17 protein-coding genes and 1 tRNA gene are annotated in these 20844 nt (G+C 70.6%); 6 read left to right on the forward strand and 12 right to left on the reverse strand.

Annotation, left to right across the window (positions count from 1 at the left end; genetic code table 11):
- Positions 1-677 precede the first annotated feature (677 nt).
- Both ACWD6N_RS05105 and ACWD6N_RS05110 read right to left on the reverse strand, forming a co-directional pair.
- A complete protein-coding gene (locus ACWD6N_RS05105; RefSeq protein WP_387324330.1) occupies positions 678-1010 on the reverse strand; it encodes a hypothetical protein in 333 nt (110 codons plus the stop codon).
- 20 nt (positions 1011-1030) lie between these two features.
- Positions 1031-1543 carry a membrane lipoprotein lipid attachment site-containing protein gene (locus ACWD6N_RS05110; RefSeq protein WP_387324328.1) on the reverse strand — a complete coding sequence of 171 codons (513 nt, stop codon included), beginning with the start codon at positions 1541-1543 and terminating at the stop codon, positions 1031-1033.
- Between the two features lie 834 nt (positions 1544-2377).
- Between ACWD6N_RS05110 and ACWD6N_RS05115 the strand changes: the two genes are divergently transcribed.
- A complete protein-coding gene (locus ACWD6N_RS05115; RefSeq protein ID WP_354963492.1) occupies positions 2378-2782 on the forward strand; it encodes a hypothetical protein in 405 nt (134 codons plus the stop codon).
- Positions 2783-2868: 86 nt separating this feature from the next.
- Here the strand turns inward: ACWD6N_RS05115 and ACWD6N_RS05120 are convergent, their stop codons facing one another.
- Entirely contained in the window at positions 2869-3117 is a 249-nt protein-coding gene (locus ACWD6N_RS05120) for a hypothetical protein (protein WP_354963491.1), read from the reverse strand.
- 37 nt (positions 3118-3154) lie between these two features.
- Positions 3155-3802: a 2'-5' RNA ligase family protein gene (locus tag ACWD6N_RS05125; RefSeq protein WP_354963490.1), complete on the reverse strand. Its 648-nt coding sequence runs from the start codon at positions 3800-3802 to the stop codon at positions 3155-3157.
- An 88-nt stretch (positions 3803-3890) separates the two neighbouring features.
- On the opposite strand from ACWD6N_RS05125, the gene ACWD6N_RS05130 reads away from it, so the two are divergent.
- Complete coding sequence (locus ACWD6N_RS05130) at positions 3891-4118, forward strand: hypothetical protein (RefSeq protein ID WP_354963489.1); 228 nt, start codon at positions 3891-3893, stop codon at positions 4116-4118.
- A gap of 73 nt (positions 4119-4191) precedes the next feature.
- Here the strand turns inward: ACWD6N_RS05130 and ACWD6N_RS05135 are convergent.
- A tRNA-Thr gene (locus ACWD6N_RS05135) sits at positions 4192-4268 on the reverse strand.
- A gap of 351 nt (positions 4269-4619) precedes the next feature.
- Here ACWD6N_RS05135 and ACWD6N_RS05140 point away from each other — a divergent pair.
- Complete coding sequence (locus ACWD6N_RS05140) at positions 4620-5711, forward strand: ABC transporter ATP-binding protein (protein ID WP_354963488.1); 1092 nt, start codon at positions 4620-4622, stop codon at positions 5709-5711.
- Between the two features lie 140 nt (positions 5712-5851).
- Here ACWD6N_RS05140 and rlmB read toward each other — a convergent pair whose 3' ends face one another.
- Both rlmB and cysS read right to left on the reverse strand, forming a co-directional pair.
- The gene (gene rlmB / locus ACWD6N_RS05145) at positions 5852-6982 is read right to left on the reverse strand and encodes a 23S rRNA (guanosine(2251)-2'-O)-methyltransferase RlmB (RefSeq protein ID WP_354963487.1); all 1131 of its coding nucleotides are present in this window, start codon (positions 6980-6982) and stop codon (positions 5852-5854) included.
- Positions 6982-8397, reverse strand: coding sequence for a cysteine--tRNA ligase (cysS, locus tag ACWD6N_RS05150; protein WP_450004519.1), 1416 nt, complete (start codon positions 8395-8397; stop codon positions 6982-6984). Before cysS ends, rlmB begins: the two co-directional genes overlap by 1 nt.
- A 63-nt stretch (positions 8398-8460) precedes the next feature.
- Between cysS and ACWD6N_RS05155 the strand changes: the two genes are divergently transcribed.
- Positions 8461-9171 (forward strand): IclR family transcriptional regulator, encoded by a 711-nt coding sequence (locus tag ACWD6N_RS05155; RefSeq protein ID WP_387324322.1) that lies wholly within the window; start codon positions 8461-8463, stop codon positions 9169-9171.
- A 213-nt stretch (positions 9172-9384) separates the two neighbouring features.
- Positions 9385-10524 carry a hypothetical protein gene (locus ACWD6N_RS05160; protein WP_354963485.1) on the forward strand — a complete coding sequence of 380 codons (1140 nt, stop codon included), beginning with the start codon at positions 9385-9387 and terminating at the stop codon, positions 10522-10524.
- A gap of 246 nt (positions 10525-10770) precedes the next feature.
- Here ACWD6N_RS05160 and ACWD6N_RS05165 read toward each other — a convergent pair whose 3' ends face one another.
- Both ACWD6N_RS05165 and ACWD6N_RS05170 read right to left on the reverse strand, forming a co-directional pair.
- On the reverse strand, positions 10771-12459 hold the full coding sequence (locus ACWD6N_RS05165) for a S8 family serine peptidase (protein ID WP_387324319.1): 1689 nt from the start codon (positions 12457-12459) through the stop codon (positions 10771-10773).
- A gap of 280 nt (positions 12460-12739) precedes the next feature.
- On the reverse strand, positions 12740-13705 hold the full coding sequence (locus ACWD6N_RS05170; protein ID WP_354963482.1) for an EamA family transporter: 966 nt from the start codon (positions 13703-13705) through the stop codon (positions 12740-12742).
- Positions 13706-13791: 86 nt separating this feature from the next.
- On the opposite strand from ACWD6N_RS05170, the gene ACWD6N_RS05175 reads away from it, so the two are divergent.
- A complete protein-coding gene (locus ACWD6N_RS05175) occupies positions 13792-14334 on the forward strand; it encodes a CGNR zinc finger domain-containing protein (RefSeq protein WP_354963481.1) in 543 nt (180 codons plus the stop codon).
- Positions 14335-14385: 51 nt separating this feature from the next.
- On the opposite strand, the gene ACWD6N_RS05180 is transcribed toward ACWD6N_RS05175, so the two are convergent.
- The 3 genes from ACWD6N_RS05180 to ACWD6N_RS05190 form a co-directional block, all read right to left on the reverse strand.
- A complete protein-coding gene (locus tag ACWD6N_RS05180) occupies positions 14386-15795 on the reverse strand; it encodes a class II fumarate hydratase (RefSeq protein ID WP_354963480.1) in 1410 nt (469 codons plus the stop codon).
- Positions 15796-15830: 35 nt separating this feature from the next.
- The gene (locus ACWD6N_RS05185) at positions 15831-18812 is read right to left on the reverse strand and encodes an AfsR/SARP family transcriptional regulator (RefSeq protein WP_387324314.1); all 2982 of its coding nucleotides are present in this window, start codon (positions 18810-18812) and stop codon (positions 15831-15833) included.
- 259 nt (positions 18813-19071) lie between these two features.
- Positions 19072-20739: a fumarate hydratase gene (locus tag ACWD6N_RS05190; RefSeq protein ID WP_387324311.1), complete on the reverse strand. Its 1668-nt coding sequence runs from the start codon at positions 20737-20739 to the stop codon at positions 19072-19074.
- Positions 20740-20844 lie beyond the last annotated feature (105 nt).

Raw genomic sequence — 20844 nt, forward strand, 5'->3', positions numbered from 1 at the left:
GGTTTCCTCGACGCGAATTACCTGCGGCAGGAGAAGGCATACCGGCGACTCTATGACGCGGTAGCGCGTGGGACGCGAAACGTCCCCCTATTCTCACTCGACCCTTCTGACGCCGACGATCCGGTTCCTGCCGCGGCTACCCGCGGACAACGAATCCGATTGCGCCTCAGACGCTGGTTTCCCAACGCCACTGTGTGGCTCTCATGGTCAGTTGCTCCATTTTACGGAGCCCTCGTCGCCATCGGTTGCTCGATAGCTTTGTTCGCGTGATGGCGGTTCAACCTGCCCGCTTGCCCGACATCTCGGCGAGTTGCGCGCACTCCACCCCACGGCCGGCGCGGCTGCGCCGATCCCTCTGACCCCTACTAGCAAGCCCCCGGCCGACAGCTGACGTCCATCCCGACCTTCACTGGGTGTCGGGCTCACTTCGACCAGGCGACGTAAAGGTCGCGGCCGGCTCACGGCGACGCTCGCCGTGAGAAGCCGATGGAATATTGGAGCCCCCGGCCGGGATCGAACCGGCGACATCTCGCTTACAAGAACTCTGCGCTTCGTCCGGCGCGATCCGTGCACGTCTTTGACGTCGGGCGTTGGTCCGCAGCTTTCCGGCCTCGCCCCCACCCGTCTGGCCCTGTTGCTGTCATCGTTGCTGTCGACAGCATCAGGGCCACCGCCGCTTAGCGCTGGTCGACGGTCGACGCTTGCTGCCCGAGAAACTCGCGGAGGAGCCGGCAGAGGTTCGAGATGGCCCGCTTGTGGTCGGTATCGCTGACAAGGCGGTCCTCGGTGGCATCCTCACCGAAGGTCTCCGCTAGCACCAGAGACCAGAAGGCAAGGCTGCTGCCACGGTGGCGCACCGAGGCATTGTCCCTGACCACGACCTCTTCGGTGCGAAAGAACGACCGGGCGGCGAGGAGCTGCGCAAGCCGCAAGGCTGAGCTGCCCCAACGGTCCGTCAACGTCCATGGGCGTCCGGCCTCGGTCGTACCCGTCGTCACCCACTTGGTCACCCAACCGGTGTCCCTGTCCCCTACCGGGTGGGGCTACGACGGCCTTCGCCGGGAGCGGTCGACTCGGGTGCTGGCTTGCAGTCATTCGAGCACTTCGCGTGTGTCCGGCCAATGCCTCCCAGGACAACGGTGGACTCGCCCAGTTGGGCATAGAGGGATGTAATGCGGCTCTCCGGGACAGTCCGAGGACCGACGGAGAGTGCGGTGATCCGTAGATTGATGACGGACATCGCCCCGCTCTTGTCGCGCTCAAGCTGCCAGGTACCGGAGCCATCCAGGCGGTCTCGCGACTGGTCGAAGGGTGACGGTCGATACTTCTCCAGGTCACCCGAATAGAGCCTCTCAGCGATGTCTGACGCCTCGAAACTGCCGTCGGCCGCGAAGTGCAGGAGTGCACCACTCGCTTCATGCTGCCAAGATCCAACGACGTCGGCCGGCGTCATCGACGCCGCGGGCGCGTAGGTGCGGCATGACTCCCCGAAGCAGCCGGTGAGCATCGCGAGCAGAAGGATCGCGAGTACAAGCTTGCGCATGCCTGTCATCGTGAGCGCGATCGATCATCAGGCACAAATCACGTGCGCCGTCGTTGGGCAACGGCGCTTGCTGATTGCCTCTGGACCTGCGTGAAGGTCACCTTGACGGCTCGTTGGAACGCCGCGATGGGTCGACGCGCGACGAGGCCGTGGTGGGGATGCGGCGCGAGCATCACGGGCAGGCCCCACCTTGGCAACGCCGGCCCGAGGGGTCGCAGAGGCTGCGGGGTCAAGGGCGGCCCGCAGGGCCGTCGCGCAGCGATGCGAAGCGCCCTTGAGGCCGGAGGGGCGGCCCCGCATCCTCCGCGCCGCATCCCCACCACGGCCGGCGGTGACCCGTCCAACGGCGCGCCGGCACGACGGCCGCCGCGCCCCGGCCGGCTGCCGGCCCACCAACTCTCGCCCCCAACGCCCTGTCGTTCTGCGGCGGCCCTCCGGGCTTTCCCGCTTCCGCGCCAGCCGCTGGGCGTGTTGCGTGGCCGGAGCGGAGCGGCAGCGGAGTGCAGGCCGCGCGCCCTGGCGACGGCGCGTGCGGCCCGTTCAGGGCCGCCTTGAAGACGCACAGAAACTTTGAACCACTTCGCCGGCAGCCGGCTGTCCTGTCTCGGGACCTGCGTGACAGATCGGTCTCGGGACCTGCGTGACGCTCTGCGGAGCCTGGGATCCGCGACGCATCTCAGCTCCATCCACTAGGCGTTGGGCCGAGTAGCGCGGCGGTGTCGGCGGCGGGGCAAACGCCCCCATCAGCTCTCCGTAGGCTTCGGGCATGCTCCGGACTTCTCCAAGCGGTGGCAGGGCGTGGCTGGTGAGACTCAGCCGAGCAGGCTGCTTGTGATGGCCACTCCGCCACCGCCTTGCACGGATCCGGAGCAGACAGGACCGCAAGGGGCACCACCGCTGCCCGCGGAGTTGCCGCCACGCTCACCGTCGGCCAAACGTGGGCGGATCTCCGCCGGTATCGGCATCGCCCTCGCCGGCCACCTGCCCGCAAGCGGCCTATGGCTTCTCTCGTTCTACACGTTTGTCTACAACGCAAGCCCGGACTCGCTGTTCATGGTGGACTGCCTGGTAATACTCCTTCAGCTGGCCTTGTTCGCCTGCTGCGCCGTGACGGGCAGTGTGATGGTCATACGCGGCGATCGCGGCCTTGGACTGGGCCTGCTCATCGGTTGGGTGACCGGCATCATCGTGCTCGTGGCGGGCACCGCCCTAATCGCCTTCTCCGCGCCGGCTACCTGATCGTCTAGCCGCATCTGTCACGAAGGTCCCGAGACTAATCCGTCACAGAGGTCCTGAGACTCGACATCGCCGGCAGCCGGCCGGACTCACCTCGGGGGCTGTGTAGCTGCGTCGCCGGTCTGCTCGCGCCACTGGCCGCCGTCGGCCTGGACGAGACGCTTCACCATCTGCCGGGCCTCGTCCTCGGTGTCGAACTCCCACCGCAGCACCTTGCCCGTCTCTGAGTCGCCGGACCTGGCGACGACGTGCCACCGGACCTCGCGGGCGAGCCACACGTCACGCCGGGTCAATCGCCCCCAAGTCCCGTTCCACCAGCGCTCCACCAGCTCCTTCACAAGAAGATCGTACAAACGTTCTAATGCATCGCGCTGGTCACCGCCCGATACGCACCTGCTCCGACCGGATCCACTGATACATCCGGTAGTCGCGGTGGAACTCAAGGAGCCCTAGATGCTGAAGAGTCACCACGACCGGCTTCGCCTCCACTCGTGCCAGCGCTGCCGCGACGGGTTCCGCGGCTTGCGCTGTGTTGGAGTAGGCAAGGCTCACATGAGGGCGGTAGCCCTGGACGTGCTCGGGTGCCAGCTCGACGTTGCCGGTGCCCAGGACGCGGCTGATGACATCTCTTACCGCGTGACGTACCGCCGCGATGGGTGTTGGCGGGTTCGCAGGCAGGTAGACAGCCTCCGGTCTGACGACAGGGCGGTGGAAGGTGACGACCGGTGCGGGTAGCTCTGCAAGCTCTTCCCTGATCCCGTAGGTCAACCGGGCGACCTGCTCATCGTCCAGGTCGTCCACGAATCCGATCCCCTGCATGGTCAGGTGAAGCCACGTTGAGGGGATGAGGTCGAGCCCGGGAAACGGTCGTAGTGCCATCTGGTAGCGCTGCACCAGCTCCCCGAGCTTGGCGTACTCGCCCATCGTGAAGTGGCAGGCGTAGAAGTGCCGGCCCGCACGCCAGCCTGGCCGCCACCACCAGTGGTCCTTCATCTTGTCGACGTGCTCGATCGGAGGGGGCATCTTCTTCCCTGCCTAGAGGTCTGAGAGGCCCTCTGCGTCCTCGGGTTGTTGCGTCACGTCGTAGTCGTCGCGGGCCGCACTCGCCGAGGTGTGGGAGGACCATGACCTTGTCTTTCCCTCGAAGCGGGGCACCCCCATAGAGCCCACCAACCTCAGCCGCTCGTTCGCCCGGCTCCGCGAGGCCGCCGGACTGCCTGGTGTCCGCCTGCACGATCTCCGGCACGCCGATGTAAAGATCACCCTCAAGGTCTACGCTCACGCCAACCTCGATGCGATGCGTCAGGCGCTTTGCAAGCTCGACGGGAAGCTCTCGTGAATCGCGTTGCTGTCAGCGTTGCTGTCAACCGGCCGACCCATGGCAGTGCCCGTCGGGAAATGCCTGGTGGAATTGGAGCCCCCGGCCGGGATCGAACCGGCGACATCTCGCTTACAAGGCGAGTGCTCTGGCCAGCTGAGCTACAGGGGCGCGTGCGTCGAAGTCAGCATAGCGAGTGACGTCTGGATATCCCGCTCGCGAGGGCTCCCGAGCACGGGAAACGTCAACAACCCGACGCCAATACGGCCTCCCACGGACGCGCCATGCGTCGATTGATGCATGACCGTGCCCGACTGACCGTATTGCGTAGGCCGTGCGCCACTTCCGGTGCGCCCCCGCCTTGGCAGCGCGGGGAAACCCGTTTACGGTGCAGTGACACGGACGACAGGCCGGCCGCCACGCGATCGGCCCGCCGTCCGTTGACCGGCACGGACATGTGCCGGTCGCTCCTTCACTCGGATCGTCCGGCACGTTCCTGCCGGTGAAAGGAAGCGCTTCACCATGGCTACGGTCACCTATTCCAAGGCGTCCCGAATCTACCCGGGCACCGAGCGTCCCGCCGTCAACGAGCTGGACCTCGAGATCGGCGACGGCGAGTTCCTCGTCCTGGTCGGCCCCTCCGGTTGTGGCAAGTCCACCAGCCTGCGCATGCTCGCCGGGCTGGAGGACGTCGACGCCGGCTCGATCTACATCGACCAGCGTGACGTGACCCACCTGCCCCCCAAGGCCCGCGACATCGCGATGGTCTTCCAGAACTACGCCCTCTACCCGCACATGACGGTGTACGAGAACATGGCGTTCGCCCTCAAGCTGCGCAAGACCTCCAAGTCGGAGATCGACCGGCGGGTGAAGGAGGCGGCCGGGCTGCTCCAGTTGGAGGAGTACCTCGGCCGCAAGCCGAAGGCGCTCTCCGGTGGTCAGCGTCAGCGCGTCGCGATGGGCCGGGCGATCGTCCGCGAGCCGCAGGTCTTCCTCATGGACGAGCCGCTGTCGAACCTCGACGCCAAGCTGCGCGTGCAGACCCGTACCCAGATCGCGTCGCTGCAGGCCAAGCTGGGCGTCACCACGGTCTACGTCACGCACGACCAGGTCGAGGCCATGACCATGGGCCACCGGGTCGCGGTGCTCTTGGATGGCGTCCTCCAGCAGGTGGACACCCCGCGGGCGCTCTACGACACCCCGGCCAACGTCTTCGTCGCCGGTTTCATGGGCTCCCCCGCCATGAACATCAAGACCGTGCCGCTGAACGAGCAGGGCGCCGAGTTCGCCGAGCTGCAGATCCCGCTGACGCGCGAGCAGGTCGAGGCGGCCCGCGCCGAGGGCGGCGACGGCAAGGTGACGGTGGGCTTCCGCCCGGAGGACTGCGACCTGGTCAGCCCGACCGAGGGTGGCATGCCGGTCGTGGTCGAACTCGTCGAGGACCTCGGCTCGGACGCCAACATCTACGGTCACGCCGCGCTGGGTGGCAACTCGGAGCGCTTCGTCGTCCGCACCGACCGACGCAGCATGCCGAACATGGGTGACACCGTGTTCGTCAAGCCGCGCACCGGCCGCAGCCACGTCTTCCACGCCACCACCGGCAGCCGGATCTGACGTAACGCCGTACCGACAGGGGCGGTCCGCTTCGGCGGGCCGCCCCTGTGGCATCTCCGGACCCGGTCGATCCCGCCGCCGGACACGATGAGGCCCCGTCCCCCGGAGTATGCGGGGAACGGGGCCTCGATGACGCTCGTCTACTGCTCGGCGGCGCGTCGGCGGGCGACCTCGGCCAGGGTGACCGCGGCGGCCACGCTGGCGTTGAGCGACTCGACCTCGGAGATCATCGGGATGCTGACGGTCAGGTCGCAGGTCTCCCCGACCAGCCGGGAAAGCCCGCGCCCCTCGGAGCCGACCACGACCACCAGCGGGCCGACGGCGGCCTCCAGGTCGTAGAGCTCGGTGTCACCGTCGGCGTCCAGACCGATGACAATGAAGCCGGCGTCGCGGCACGCCTTCAGCGATCGGGTCAGGTTGGTGACCTGCGCCACCGGCACCCGCGCGGCCGCGCCGGCACTGGTCCGCCAGGCGGTCGCCGTGATCCCGGCGGCACGACGCTCGGGTACGAAGACACCCTGCGCGCCGAACGCGGCGGCCGAGCGGATCACCGCGCCCAGGTTGCGCGGGTCGGTGACACCGTCCAGCGCGACCAGCAGCGGGGCCTGCTGCTCCAGGGCCGCGGCCACCATGTCCTCGAACGGCTGGTACGCGAACGGCGGCACCTGCAACCCGACGCCCTGGTGCAGCACCCCGCCGGTCATCCGGTCCAGCTCGGCCCGGCTGATCTCCAGGTTGGCGATGCCCCGGTCGGCGGCGGTCCGGATGATCTCGTTGATCCGGTCGTCCACGTCGATGCCCTGGGCGGTGTAGAGCGCCGTCGCCGGCACCTGGGCGCGCAGCGCCTCCAGCACCGGGTTGCGCCCGACCAGCAGCTCCGGAGTGTCCCTGGCCGGGTTGGACTTGCGCCCCGGCGTGACCCGCGGGCCGGACCGACCTGCGGGCTTGCCGCCCCGGCCGCCGGTGCCGCCCCGGTTGACCGGAACGCCCCGGCCACCGCCCTTGCCCCAGGTGGTGTCCTTGCTGCCGGGCTGGCCGATCTTCGGGGCACGCCCCTCCTCGGCCGCCGCCCGGCGCTCCTTGTCCTGCTTCCAGGCGGTGCGCTGGGGCAGCTTCTCGGTGCCCGAGTAGCCCTTGTGCCACGGCCGCTCGTCGGCGGGCAGGGTGCGCCCCCGCCCGGCCAGCGAATCCTTGTTCTTGCCGCCGGTGCCCTTGGGGGCGCCCGCCTTCGGCGTCAGTCGCCGGCCACGGCGCTGCGAGTTGCCGGCCATCAGTCCTGCTCTCCAATAGTCCAACGGGGGCCCTGGGGTGTGTCCTCGACCACCACGCCGGCCAGCTTGAGCTGGTCGCGTACCGCGTCGGCGGCAGTCCAGTCCTTGCGGCCCCGGGCCTGTGCGCGCTGCTCCAGGGCCAGCGCGATCAGGGAGTCCACCACGGCACGCAGATCATCCGAGCGGCCGCCACCGGTCCAGGCCAGGTCGAGGGGGTCGATCCCGAGGATATCCAGCATCGGCCGTACTGCGGCCAGGGTGGTGCGGACGGTCACATCGTCGCCGGTGCTCAGCGCGGTGTTTCCGTCCCGGATCTGCTGTTGCAGCACGGCGAGCGCGGCGGAGGTGTTGAGGTCGTCGTCCATTGCCGCGACGAAGCCGCTCGGCAGCTCGCCGAACTGCCCGGCGCCGACCCGCTCGGCGGCCCGCTGCACGAAACCCTCGATCCGGCGGTACGCGGTGGCCGCGTCGCGCAGCGCGTCCTCCGAGTAGTCGATCATCGAGCGGTAGTGCGCTGCGGCGTAGTAGTAGCGCAGCTCGACGGGCCGCACCCCGAGCGAGTCCACGTACGCCAGGCCCAGCGCGTTGCCGGCGGACTTGCCCATCTTGGCTCCGCCGATGCTGAGCAGCCCGTGGTGCACCCAGTGGCGGGCGAACGGCAGCCCGGCCGCCTGGGACTGGGCGATCTCGTTCTCGTGGTGCGGGAAGGTGAGGTCGAGCCCGCCGCCGTGGATGTCGAACTCCGGGCCCAGGTAGCGCCAGCACATCGCCGAGCACTCGATGTGCCAGCCCGGGCGGCCCAGCCCCCACGGCGAGGGCCAGTAGGCGTCCGCCGGCTCGTCGGGCTTGGCGCCCTTCCAGAGCGCGAAGTCGCGCGGGTCGCGCTTGCCCCGGTCCGGCGCGTCACCGGCCGACTGCATCGCGTCCGGCGACTGACCCGACAGCGACCCGTACGCCGGCCAGGAGGCCACGTCGAAGTAGACGTCGCCGGAGCCGTCGGTGGCCGGGTAGGCGTGCCCGTCGGCGATCAACTTGGTGATCAGCTCGTGCATCTCGGGGATGTGCCCGGTGGCGCGGGGCTCGTAGGTGGGCGCCAACACGTTCAACGCCCGGTACGACTCGGCGAGGATCAGCTCGTTGGCGTACGCGATGGACCAGAACGGCCGGCCCTGCTCCCCCGCCTTGACCAGGATCTTGTCGTCGATGTCGGTCACGTTGCGGATGAAGGTGACCTGGTAGCCGGCGGTCAGCAACCAGCGGCGCAGCACGTCGTAGTTGACGCCAGAGCGAAGGTGACCGATGTGTGGCGGGGCCTGGAGAGTGAGACCACACAGGTAGACCCCCACCTTGCCGGCTTCCCGCGGGACGAAGTCCCGCACCGATCGGGTGGCGGTGTCATACAGGCGTAGCGTCACCGTACAAGGGTAGCCGTCCACGCCTGTCCGGGTCCGCCGGTGCCGGGTCGTACGCTGCCAGGCGTGGATGCGACCGCACGCCCCGGTGAGCCGCCGGCCAGCCCCAGCGCCCCCGCCGGCCGAGCCGACGCGGTTGTCGGGCGGGCCGGCGAGACGGCACAGACCCTGGACCGCGGGTTACGGCTGCTGCACCTGGTCGCCGAAGCGCCGGCCGGGCTGACCGTCACCGAGGTGGCGAACCAGCTCGGCATCGGGCGAGCGGCCGTCTACCGGCTGGTCGGCCCGTTGACCGGGCACGGAATGCTGCGCCGCGACGCCGACGGCCGCCTCCGCCTCGGCGCGGGAGTGCTGCACCTGGCCCGGCGCGCCCAGCCGCTGCTGGCCGAGGGAGCGCTGCCCGCCCTGCGCCGGCTCGCCGAGCATGCCGGCGCCACGGCACACCTGACCGTGGTCGAGGGTGGCGAAGGCGTCGCCCTGGCCGTGGTCGAGCCGAGCTGGACGTCGTTCCACGTCGCGTACCGGACCGGGGCGCGGCATCCGCTGGACCTGGGGGCGGCGGGCCGGGCCATCCTGGCCGGGCGTGCCGGGGCGGCGGGACCGGTGAGCAGCAGCGGCGAGTTGCAGTCCGGCGCGTACGGGGTGGCCGCGCCGGTGCTCGGCGTACCCGGACTGGAGGCGAGTGTCGGCGTGGTCGCGCTCGCCCCGCTGGACGTCGAGACGGTCGGCACCCAGGTCCTTGCCGCCGCCACGGCCGTCGCCACCGCCCTCCGCTGACACGCTGCGGCTTGGTCGACTCGGGTTCCCGGACATCGTGGTGTCCGGGTGGCCGCGACAGCCCGACTTCCAGGAACGCGAGTCGATCACCACCTGTGCCATAGCAAGATCGGCCGGTCGATCCGCGGTTGTCCACAGGGACCGGTCGGACGTCCGGTCGGGGTTGTCCACAGGGGTTTCGGCGGCCACTCGGCGGTCGGCACGCTGCCTGGCATGCCGCCACGTCCGCACCGACCCGAGACTCTGACCTGGCAGGTCTTCCGCGGCTCCGACGCGATCCGGGATGGCCTGCTCACCGAGCACCAACTGCGCAGCGCCGCCTGGGTGCGACTGCGCCACGACGTCTACGCCGACGCGCGGCTCGACCGGGACCACACCCTGGCCTGTCGCGCTGCCCTCCTCCGGCTACCACCCGGGGTGGCGGTCGGAGGCCCGTCGGCCGCATACCTGCACGGCGTCGAACACGCCGCCGCCTTCACCGACGACGTTCACGTCCTCGTGCCCAGACCGCTGCGGATCGGCGCACAGCGCGGCCTGCGCGTGCACGCCAATGCCATCACCCCGCCCCTCGACGTCCGCCCGCGAGAGGAGGCCGCGACCCCTGCGCAGACAGGACGTCCGCGGGAATCAGGACGCCTACCGTCGGCCGGGCTTTCACCAGCGGCAGGGCTTTCACCGGCGGGAGCAGGACTGTCACCACGCCCGACACGGCAACCGCCCCGGCAGCGTGCGGCGGCGGCCAGGCCGGGCAGCACGGTGGCGGTCAGACCGGGCGACGAACGGGGGGCGGCCGCCGCGCTGGGACCGGTCTGGGACCCGGGCGGCGCGATCCCCCGTTCCGACCCCGGGCGAGCTGCCTGGGAGACCGCCGTCTGGCTCGATCCGATCCGCGCGGTCGCCATCGTCGACGCGCTGCTCGGGCTAGGGCTGACCAATCGCGACACGCTGGCCGACGTGGCCGCTCGCAACGCGAACCTGCCCGGTGGGCGACGGGCACGGTGGCTCTTCGATCTGGCTGATGGCGGGGCAGAATCTCCGCCGGAGTCGCACCTGCGCGTCCGGCTGGCGCTTGGTGGGCTGCCGCGACCGGTCGTCCAGCATCCGGTACCCCTGCCCAACGGCGTCGTCCTGCATCCCGACCTGGCCTGGCCGGAGTACCGGGTAGCCGTCGAGTACGACGGGCAGTGGCACGCCGACGCTGACCAGCTGCACCGCGATCGCCGCCGGCTGAACCTGCTCGTCGGCGCCGGGTGGCTGGTGCTGCACGTGACCAGCCGACGCCTGCACGCCGAGTTCCCGGCGGTGCTCCGCGAGGTGCGCGGCGCGCTGACCGATCGGGGATGGCGCAGGTGACGCCCCTACCCGGACCAGGGCGAGGGGCGGTACGGGCGTGGCGGCCGCCGCGACCCGAGGCGACAAGGTCCACTCGGGTTCCTGGAAATCGTGCGGTCCGCCCGCCGATGACACCCCGCCTTCAAGGAACTCGAGTCGATCAAGAGGTGCCGCCGCGCACCGCGCCAGCCGGCGCCCTGCACCGCCGGGCCCGGGAACGCGACGGGGCCCGGTCGACCTGCGTCGACCGGGCCCCACCTGATCACGTTACGGTCGGGCGTTCGGCTTGAGCGGGGTCTTCACCGCCGCGTAGGCGTCGACGATCCCGTACCCGTAGAAGCCGTTGAAGTTGACCCCGCCGGCGCAGTAGGCGTCGAAGGTCTCGTCCCGGCCCTCATTGCGGTACTGCTGCAGCCGCGGCTCTGGGCAGGCGTGCTCGGCCGCCGTCCGGTAGAGGTGCTGCTCGACCAGGTCCGGCGACATGCCGAAGCCACCCCGGCGCTCCGGCTTGCCGTACCGGCTGACGATCAGCGCGGCGACGCCGGCGGCGTGCGGGGACGCCATCGAGGTGCCCTGGAGGTAGGTGTAGTAGCCACACTCACCGTTGGCCTTGCACTGCTTGAAGACCGACTGCTCGAAGCCGGCGACGATGTTGCCGGCGGCGTCGACCGAGCCCTCCTCCTGGAGCACGTGCTTCGGGTACGACGAGAGGGTCATGTTGGCGTCCGTGCGGAACGTGTCGGTGCCGAATCCGTCCCGGAACCAACCGCCCGGCGCGGCGACCGAGATCTGCTCGGTGCCGTAGTTGGAGAAGTCCGACTTCTTGCCGGACGGGCCGATCGACGACACGCCGATCACGTGCGGGCCCTCGGTGGGCAGGTCCCAGCAGCTCTCGTTGTCGATCGGACGCGGGTACGGGTCGGCGCCGTAGTCCGGGCTGGTGACGTCGGTGCGCGGGGCGCCGAGGTCCTCGTTGTTGTTGCCGAGCGCCCCGACCAGGGTGACGCCCTTGTTGTGGGCGAAGACCAGCGCCCGCTTCATCGCCTTGATGATGGCCCGCTGCTCGGCCTGGTCCTCCGGCGAGTCGGCGGGGTTGGCGGTGCAGTTGTAGAGCCACGGGTCGACGTAGAACGACATGTTGACCACGTCGATCCCGGACCGGCCGGCGTAGACCAGGGCGTTGACCACCGGGTCGAGGAAGAAGTAGCCGGAGTCCTGGCCACCCTTCAGTTCGACCAGCGAGACGTTCGGGGCGACGCCGGAGAGGCCGAAGCCGTTCGCCGCGGCGCCGATGGTGCCGGCCACGTGGGTGCCGTGCCCGCCGTCGTCGGTGCCGACCGGGTCGAGGCAGCTCGGCACCTCGCAGGCGCCGTCCACGTCGGTCATGTCCGGCGCGAAGTTGCGCGACAGCGCCCAGTTGAAGTTCGGCGCGATGTCCGGGTTGCTGGCGTCGACGCCGGTGTCCAGCACGCCGACGGTCACCCGACGGTCACCTGGCTCGATCTTGCGCGCCTTGTCGGCCCGGATCATCTCCAGGCCCCAGAGCTTCTCGTCGAGCGGGTCCAGCCTGGCGCCCTTCTTGGCAGCGGCACCGGCGGCGGCCTTGGCGGCCATCAGCTGGTTTTCCTGCTCGACCCGATCCAGCTTCGGCTTACGGCCGATGGCCTTCTGCTCGGTGGCGCCGATCAGCGTCGGGGCGGCGGTCGCCCGTGCGGCGAAGTCCGCCCGGTCGCTGGTGACCTGGAACATGCCGACCTCGTCGGACCGGGACACCACCGTGCCGCCGGCCGCGCGGATCGCCGCGATCGCCGTGTCGGCGGCGACGCCGTCCTCGGCGACGACCGTGAAGGTGCCGGAGCTGGTCGGCGCGGCGCTGGCCGGTACACCCAACCCCGTCGCCGTAAGTGCCAGCACTGTCGCGGTCGCGACGGCACCGGCGGTGAAGCGCTTGCTCACCACATCGGATCCTCTCGTTGAGGGACGTGGCAGCCATCACACAACACCCGACGGATTTACGCCAGCTGAACGCCCGCTATGGCGGTGAATCTCTCCTTCATCCACCCGGGTCGACGCGTGCCCCACCCGGATCGACGCGCAATTCCGGCACATCGGGCGGCGTCAGTGGCCGGTCGGACGGCATGGCGGGCAGGTCAGACGGCACACCGGGCAGGTCGGCCAGCGCTGCCGGCGGGTCAGCCATCGTGGACACACCACCGTCAGCACGGTGCCCACTGTCTTAACGACCGTCGGCCACCAGCACCGGCTCGGGCGAGGCAGGCGGGGGTTCCGCTGCCGGCCCGCGCAGCTCGTCGAGCCGCACCAGGGCCACCCCGGCGACGATCAGCCCACCACCGAACAGCTGCCAGGCGGTGGGCAGTTCGTCCAGGAAGAGCCAGGCGATCAGCACCGCGAAGAGCACCTCGGTCAGCCCGACGAACGACGAGAGCCGGGGGCCGAGGATGCGGGTGCCGGCGATCCCGGCCAGGTACGCGATCACGGCGGCCACCAGGGAGAGCCCGGCGATGGGCAGCAGCCAGCTGGTGCGCTGTCCGGCGAAGGTGACCTCGCCGAAGGTGGCACGCAGCGGCAGCAGACCGGTCAGCCCGATGAGGAGCAGCACGGCGGCGCCGACGGCCATCCCGCCGCTGGCCATGGCGACCGAGGGCAGCCGGGAATCGACCCGACCGGCGAGCACGAAGTAGCCGGCGAGGCCGAACGCGGCGCCCAGCCCCCAGAGCACGCCCACCGGGTGGAAGTTGGCGGTGCCGGTGAGGTCCAGCACGAACGCCAACCCGGCCAGGGCGGCCACCGACCCGGCCACGGTGAGCCGGCGCGGCTGCTGCCCGTGCCGCAGCCACATCCACCCGACGACAAGGATGATGCCCAGGTACTCCAGCAGCAGCGCGACGCCGACCGGCAGGTAGCGCACGGCGTTGAAGAAGCAGACCTGGGCCAGCGCCACGCCGAGCAGGCCGAACATTCCGATCGCGGTGACGTTCCGCCGCAGCACGTCCCACCTGCCCCGCAGCGACAGCAGCGCCGGGATCGCCAGCACCAGGGCGGCCACGCCGACCCGGGCGATCACCGCTGACTCGGCCGACCAGCCGGCCTCGATGAGCGACCGCGCGAAGGTGCCCGAGGTGGCGAAGGTGACCGCGGACAGCAGCGCCAACGCGGCGCCGACGGCGGGTCGTGGCTGCATCCTGCGCTCCTCGGATCGGCGATGGCGTCATGAGCAAACTATCCTTGTGCCCATGACGCTATGCGGCCCCTGTGACAGGAGTCAAGTTGCTGTTCGCTCATGACACCGAGTGTTCTCTGATCGCCGCTGCCGCGCTGGTCAACACCGCGGGCCGAGACGGCGAGCTCCTGCCCGACATCGCCGCGCTGGACGCGTTCTTCACCCGGCACTCCTACAGCGGACGGCACGAGCACACCGACGCCGAGCTACGCGCTGTCCGGCAGTTGCGGCCCCAGCTGCGCCGCATCTGGCACGCCGAACCGGCCGAGATCGTCGCCGTGGTCAACGGCCTGCTGCTGGAGCACCGGGCGCTGCCACAGCTGATCGAACACGATGACGAGCCGTACCACCTGCACGCCGTGCCCCGCGACGCGCCGCTGGCCACCCGGATCGCCGTCGAGGCGGCGATGGCGATCGCCGACCTGGTCCGCGCCGACGAGTTGAGCCGGCTGCGGATCTGCGAGTACCCCGACTGCGAGAACGTGGTCGTGGACCTGTCCCGCAACCGGTCGCGGCGGTTCTGCGAGGCCGGCTGTGGCAACCGCGCCGCGGTGACCGCCTACCGCGCCCGCCGGGCCGCCGGCCGCTGATTCTGCCGGCGCGACCTCCACGATGCGGCACCCACCGCGGCAGGCCGGGAGTCAGGGGTGGGTCATCCGGAGCAGGTCGAGCACCTCGTCGAGCTGGGTCTCGCTGAGCTTGCCGGAATCGACGTGCCCCCGGGAGATCACCACCTCGCGGATCGAGGTCTGCCTGGCCAGCGCCTCCTTGGCGATCGACGCGGCCTCGTCGTACCCGAGGTAGCGGTTGAGCGGGGTGACGATCGACGGCGAGCCCTCGGCGTACGCCAGGCAGACCTCGGCGTCCGCGACCAGGCCGGCCACCAGACGGTCGGCGAACAGCCGGCTCGCCGCGGACAGCAACCGGATCGACTCCAGCAGGTTGCGGCCCATCACCGGGAGCATCACGTTCAGCTCGAAGTCACCCTGCGAGCCGGCGAAGCCGACCGTCGCGTCATTGCCGATCACCTGGGCGCACACCTGCCGCATCGCCTCGGCGACCACCGGGTTGACCTTGCCCGGCATGATCGACGAGCCGGGCTGGAGGTCGGGGATGCGCAACTCGCGCAGGCCGGCGCGCGGGCCGGAGCCCATCCACCGAATGTCATTGGCGATCTTGTAGAGGCCCACCGCGACGGTACGCAACTGGCCGGACGTCTCCACCAGCGCGTCCCGGGCACCCTGCGCCTCGAAGTGGTTGCGGGCCTCGGTCAGCGGCAACCCGGTCGACTCGCGCAACCTGCCGATGACGGCGGCGGCGAAACCTAGCGGCGTGTTGATCCCGGTGCCCACGGCGGTGCCGCCCAGCGGCAGCTCGGCCAGCCGGGGCAGCGCCCCCTCCAGCCGTTCCACGCCGTAGCGGACCTGGGCGGCGTACCCGCCGAACTCCTGCCCGAGGGTGACGGGCGTCGCGTCCATCAGATGGGTACGCCCGGCCTTCACCACCGTCTCGAACTCGGCCGCCTTGCCCTCCAGAGCCTCCGCGAGGTAATTGAGCGACGGCAGCAGGTCCTCCGCGATGAACTGGGTGGCGGCCAGGTGGATTGAGGACGGGAACACGTCGTTGCTGGACTGGGAGGCGTTGACGTCGTCGTTCGGGTGCACGTCCCGGCCCAGCTCGCGGGTGGCCAGGGTGGCGATCACCTCGTTGGCGTTCATGTTCGACGACGTCCCCGACCCGGTCTGGAACACGTCGACCGGAAACTGGTCGTCATAGCCGCCAGCGGCCACGTGCGCGGCGGCGGCGACGACGGCGGCGGCCACGTTCGCGTCGATCACGCCCAGCTCACCGTTGACCTCGGCCGCCGCCCCCTTGATCTGGGCCAGCGCCTTGATCTGGGCCGGTTCGAGGCCCCGGCCGGAGATCGGGAAGTTCTGCACCGCACGCTGCGTCTGCGCCCGCCACAACGCTTCGGCGGGCACCTCCACCTCGCCCATCGAGTCGCGTTCGATCCGGTAACCCGTCGCCTCTGGAGTCGTCACGCGTACCATCCTGCCGCGCCCGTCGCCGACTCGCAGATGAACCCTCAGTCCAACTCGGCCAGCAGCCGCTCCACCCCGTGCTGGTCCGGTGACTCGATCTGTCGGAACAGGGGCAGGGCCCGGATCAGATGCGCGCGGGCCGCGGCCGGGTCGGTGTCCCGTAGGCAGCGGGCGATGCCCTCCAGCGCGCGGGCCAGCTCGTACCGGACACTCAACCGGGTCGCGTCGCCGAGCACCCGTCGGTGCAGGTCGAGCGCGCTGGCGACGTCCCCCTGGTCCAGGATCGCCCGGGCCAACAGGTTGCGCGAGGCGCACTGCCCCACCCGGTCGCCCACCTCCATCATCGCCACCAGCGCGTCCCGGTGCAGGGCAGCGGCGCGTTCCGGCCGCCCGGCGACGCGCTCCATCACACCGATCTCGTTGAGCACCTCACCCTCGCCGAACCGGTTGCCCCACTGGCGCTTGAGGTGCAACGCGATCCGCAGGATCCGACGGGCCGGGCGCAGGTCACCCATCCGGTGCCGGATCATGCCGAGGTGCCCGATCGCGTTCACGGTCTGCCGCATGTCCTTCGTCTGACGGGCCAGGAGAAGATGCTGCCGGGCGGTGCGCAGCGCCTCGTCGTACCGGCCCCAGCCGACCAGCGCGAAGCACAGGTTGTTCTGCAGGTTGGTCAGCTCGTGTGCGTCACCGAGCCCGGTGACCAGGCTCAGTGCCTCGTCGAACTTCGCCTTGCCCTGCCGGAAGTCACCGTTCGCGGCGTACGAGATTCCGAGGTTCCACAGCGTGCTGAGCACGTCACCGCGCAGCCCGAGCCGGCGGCGCAGGTCGAGCGCCACCTCCATCGACCTGATCGCCTCCGGGAAGCGGGCCAGCCGGAAGTACGCCGAGGAGAGGTAGTTGAGCATCACGGCGACGGCCGCATCGTCACCGAGTCGCTCGGCGACCCGGAGCCCGATCGTGTGGGTCTCGATCAGCTCGTCGAGGTGCCCGCCGTCGAAGTTGAGCCGCCAGCAGGCCCGGGCCAGCTGCCAGCACTGGGTGGGGAAGTCCTCCTCCTCCGCCAGCCGGACCAGGGCAGTGAGCGCGGCAAGGTTCTCCTCGAACCACGCCCGCCCTTCGGCAGCCGGGGCGGCCACCAGATCGGGCCGGCTGGGCATGCTGATGGGGATGGTGCGGCGACTGCCCGCCGCCTCGATCGACCAGGCGATCGCCACCGTGACGGACAGGTGGTGGTCCAGCAGCCACTCCAGGGCGGCCCGGCGTTCGTGCCGCCACTCCCGGGAATCCAGCAGCAGCCGGGCGTACTCCCGAAGCAGGTCGTGCAACCGGTACCGGCCCGACTGCACCTCCTCCACCAGGTGCGCGTCGACCAGCTCGTCCAGCAGCTCCTGAGTTTCGGTGAGGGACAGCTCCGCGAGGGCGGCAGCCACCTCGCTGTCCAGGCGTCCGCCCGGGTGGAGGCCGAGCAACCGGAACAGCCGTTGCGCCGGCGGAGAGACCTGCGCGTACGACAGTGCGAACGCCTGCCCCACCGAGCGCTGCCCGGCGGCCAGCTCGGCCAGCGGGCCCGCCCCGGTGACCAGGCGCTCGGCGAGGTCGGCGACGCGCCAGTGCGGTCGGTGCGCCAGTCGGGCGCCGGCCAACCGGATGGCGAGCGGAAGGTGGCCGCAACGACGCGCCACCTCGGCGGCCGCCTCCGGTTCGGCGGCGACACGTTCCGCGCCGGCCACCCGACCCAGCAGCTCGACGGCCTCGTCGGCGTCGAGCACGGGCAGCGACGACGGTCGTCCCTCGTCCACCCCGACCAGCCGGCGGCGGCTGGTGATCAGGACCAGGCAGTGTGAGCCGTTGGGCAGCAGCGGTGCCACCTGGTCGACGCTGGCCGCGTTGTCCAGCACCACCAGGGCGCGCCGGCCGGCCAGCTCGGTCCGCCAGAGCGCCAGCCGGTCGTCCGGGTCCACCGGCATCCGCTCCGCCGCTACGCCAAGCTGGCGAAGCAGGGCGGCCATGGCCGTGGCCGGCGTCAGCGGGCTGCGCTCGCTGTGCCCGTGCAGGTCGACGAAGAGCTGGGCATCCGGGTAGCGGTCGGCGAGCGCGGTGGCGACGTGCACGGCGAGGGTGGTCTTGCCGCTGCCGGCCATCCCGTCGATCAGTTGGATCCGGCTGCCGTCCTCCTCGATCTCCTTGACCAGGCGGGCCATCGTCTCGTGCCGGCCGGTGAAGTCACCGATCGCCCGGGGTAGCGACCGGACCGGGGCGACCAGCCTGGTCTCCCGGCCGGCCAGGGCCAGGTCGCCGGCGAGCACCCGCTGGTGCAGTTCCTGCAACTCGACGCCCGGTTCGATGCCCAGCTCGTCGGCGTAGATCTGCCGGCCCTCCCGGTAGACCGCGAGCGCGTCGGCCTGCCGGCCGACCGAGGAGAGGGCGAGCATCAGTTGGCCGCGCAGGCGTTCCCGCAGCGGGTGCTGGTCGACGCTCTCGGTCAGCTCCTCCAGCAGCTCGGCGGCCTGGCCGAGGCGCAACTCGACGTCGACGCACTCCTCCAGCGCGGTGAGGCGCTGCTCGTCGAGCCCTTGGGCGCGGCGGCGGACGCTGCGGCTGGTGATGCCCCCGAGTGCCGGCCCACGCCAGAGCACCAGGGCCGCGCGGAACCGTTCCCGCGCGTCGACCAACCGACCGGCCGAGACAGCGGCCCGGGCAGTCTCCACAGTGCGGGTGAAGACCTCGGCGTCCAGGTCAGCCGGCGCGGTACGCACGCCGTACCCCGCCGGGTCGGTGACGATGGTCTCCGGTGCCAGCCCGAGCTCGGCGAACCGGCGCCGCAACCGCGACACGCAGGTCTGCAACTGTGCGCGGGCGGTGGCCGGTGGGCGCTCCTCCCAGACTGCGTCGACCAGCTCCTCGACCGGCACCAACCGGCCGGACCGCAGCAGCAGCATGGCGAGCACGATCCGGTCGCGACCGGCGGTGACGGTGGACTCGCCACCGCCGACCCGCAGAGGCCCCAGGATCCCGAACCGCATCTGCTCCCCCGCATCGATGGTGCAACTTCCAGCAGAGTAGCCCCACGGTCACGGATCGCCTCGATCCGGCGATAGTGATCTGAGAGCGGATCGACAGCGACGCGCCGGAGACTCGCTCCGGGTTGTCGGTGACGACATCCGACGGGGGCGGTGCGCCCGTTCCCACCCCAGCGGGGGCGGGCGCACCGATGTCGGTGAAGCACAGACGACAGAAGGGGGCGTCGGGCTGATCGCCCGGTGCCCCCTTCGCGTACGCGGGTCAGCGACGACCGACGGTGAGCACCGGCTTGGTGACCTCGGCGAAGAAGTCGTTGCCCTTGTCGTCGACCACGATGAAGGCGGGGAAGTCCTCCACCTCGATCTTCCAGATCGCCTCCATGCCCAGCTCCGGATACTCCAGGACCTCGACGTGCTTGATGCAGTCCTGGGCAAGGCGTGCGGCGGGGCCTCCGATCGAGCCGAGGTAGAAGCCGCCGTGCTGCTGGCAGGAGCGGGTCACCTGACCAGACCGGTTGCCCTTGGCCAGCATCACCTGCGAGCCGCCGGCGGCCTGGAACTTCTCCACATAGGCGTCCATCCGGCCGGCGGTGGTCGGCCCGAATGAGCCGGAGGCGTACCCCTCGGGGGTCTTGGCCGGGCCGGCGTAGTAGACCGCGTGGTCGCGGAGGTACTGCGGCATCGGCTCGCCAGCGTCCAGCCGCTCGGCGATCTTGGCGTGCGCGATGTCCCGGGCCACCACCAGCGGGCCGGACAGCGACAGCCGGGTCTTCACCGGGTACTTGGACAGCTCGGCGCGGATCTCGTCCATCGGCCGGTTCAGGTCGACCCGGACGACCGTCTCGGCGTCGAGCGAATCGTCGGTGACGTCGGGCAGGAAGCGCGCCGGGTCGGTCTCCAGCCGCTCCAGCCAGACACCCGACGGGGTGATCTTGGCGACCGCCTGCCGGTCCGCCGAGCAGGAGACCGCGATCGCCACCGGGCAGGAGGCACCGTGCCGGGGCAGCCGGACCACCCGCACGTCATGGCAGAAGTACCGGCCACCGAACTGCGCGCCGATGCCGAAGTTGCGGGTCAGCTCCAGCACCTCCGCCTCCAGCTCCAGGTCCCGGAAGCCGTGGGCGCTCATCGAGCCGGCGGTGGGCAGCGCGTCCAGGTACTTGGCGCTGGCGTACTTCGCGGTCTTCAGGGCGTACTCGGCGGAGGTGCCGCCGATGACGATGGCCAGGTGGTACGGCGGGCAGGCCGCGGTGCCGATCAGCCGCAGCTTCTCCTCCAGGAACTGCATCATCCGCGTCGGGTTGAGCAGCGCCTTCGTCTCCTGGTAGAGGTACGACTTGTTGGCCGAGCCGCCGCCCTTGGCCATGAACAGGAACTTGTACGCGTCGGGGTGCCCGTCCGGGTCCTCGGCGTACAGCTCGACCTGGGCCGGCAGGTTGCTGCCGGTGTTCCGCTCGTCCCACATGGTCAGCGGGGCGAGCTGCGAGTAACGCAGGTTCAGCTTGGTGTACGCCTGGTAGACACCCCGGGAGATGGCCTCGGCGTCGGCCCCGTCGGTCAGAACGTGCCGGCCCCGCTTGCCCATCACGATGGCGGTGCCGGTGTCCTGACACATCGGCAGCACCCCGCCGGCGGCGATGTTGGCGTTGCGCAGCAGATCCAGCGCCACGAACCGGTCGTTCGGCGAGGCGGCCGGGTCGTCGATGATCGCCCGGAGCTGAGCCAGGTGCGCGGGGCGCAGGAAGTGCGCGATGTCGTGCATCGCCTCGGCGGTCAGGGCGGTGAGCGCGGCCGGCTCCACGGTGAGGAACCGGCGGCCTCCCGGGCCGTGTACGACGTCCACGCCCTCGTCGGTGACCAGGCGGTAGTCGGTCTGGTCGGGGCCGGTCGGCAGCAAGGGGGCGTACGAGAATGCGGCGGCACTGCTCATGAGCGGCAAGCCTAGGGCAGGCCGGTCGATCATTCCCACCCGCCGGGCTGGTCCTGGGATGCCGCTCTCATTCGCCGGCCCCGCCGAGCTCCCGGCTCGTCCCGG

It is taken from the genome of Micromonospora sp. NPDC005163, from assembly GCF_053599835.1.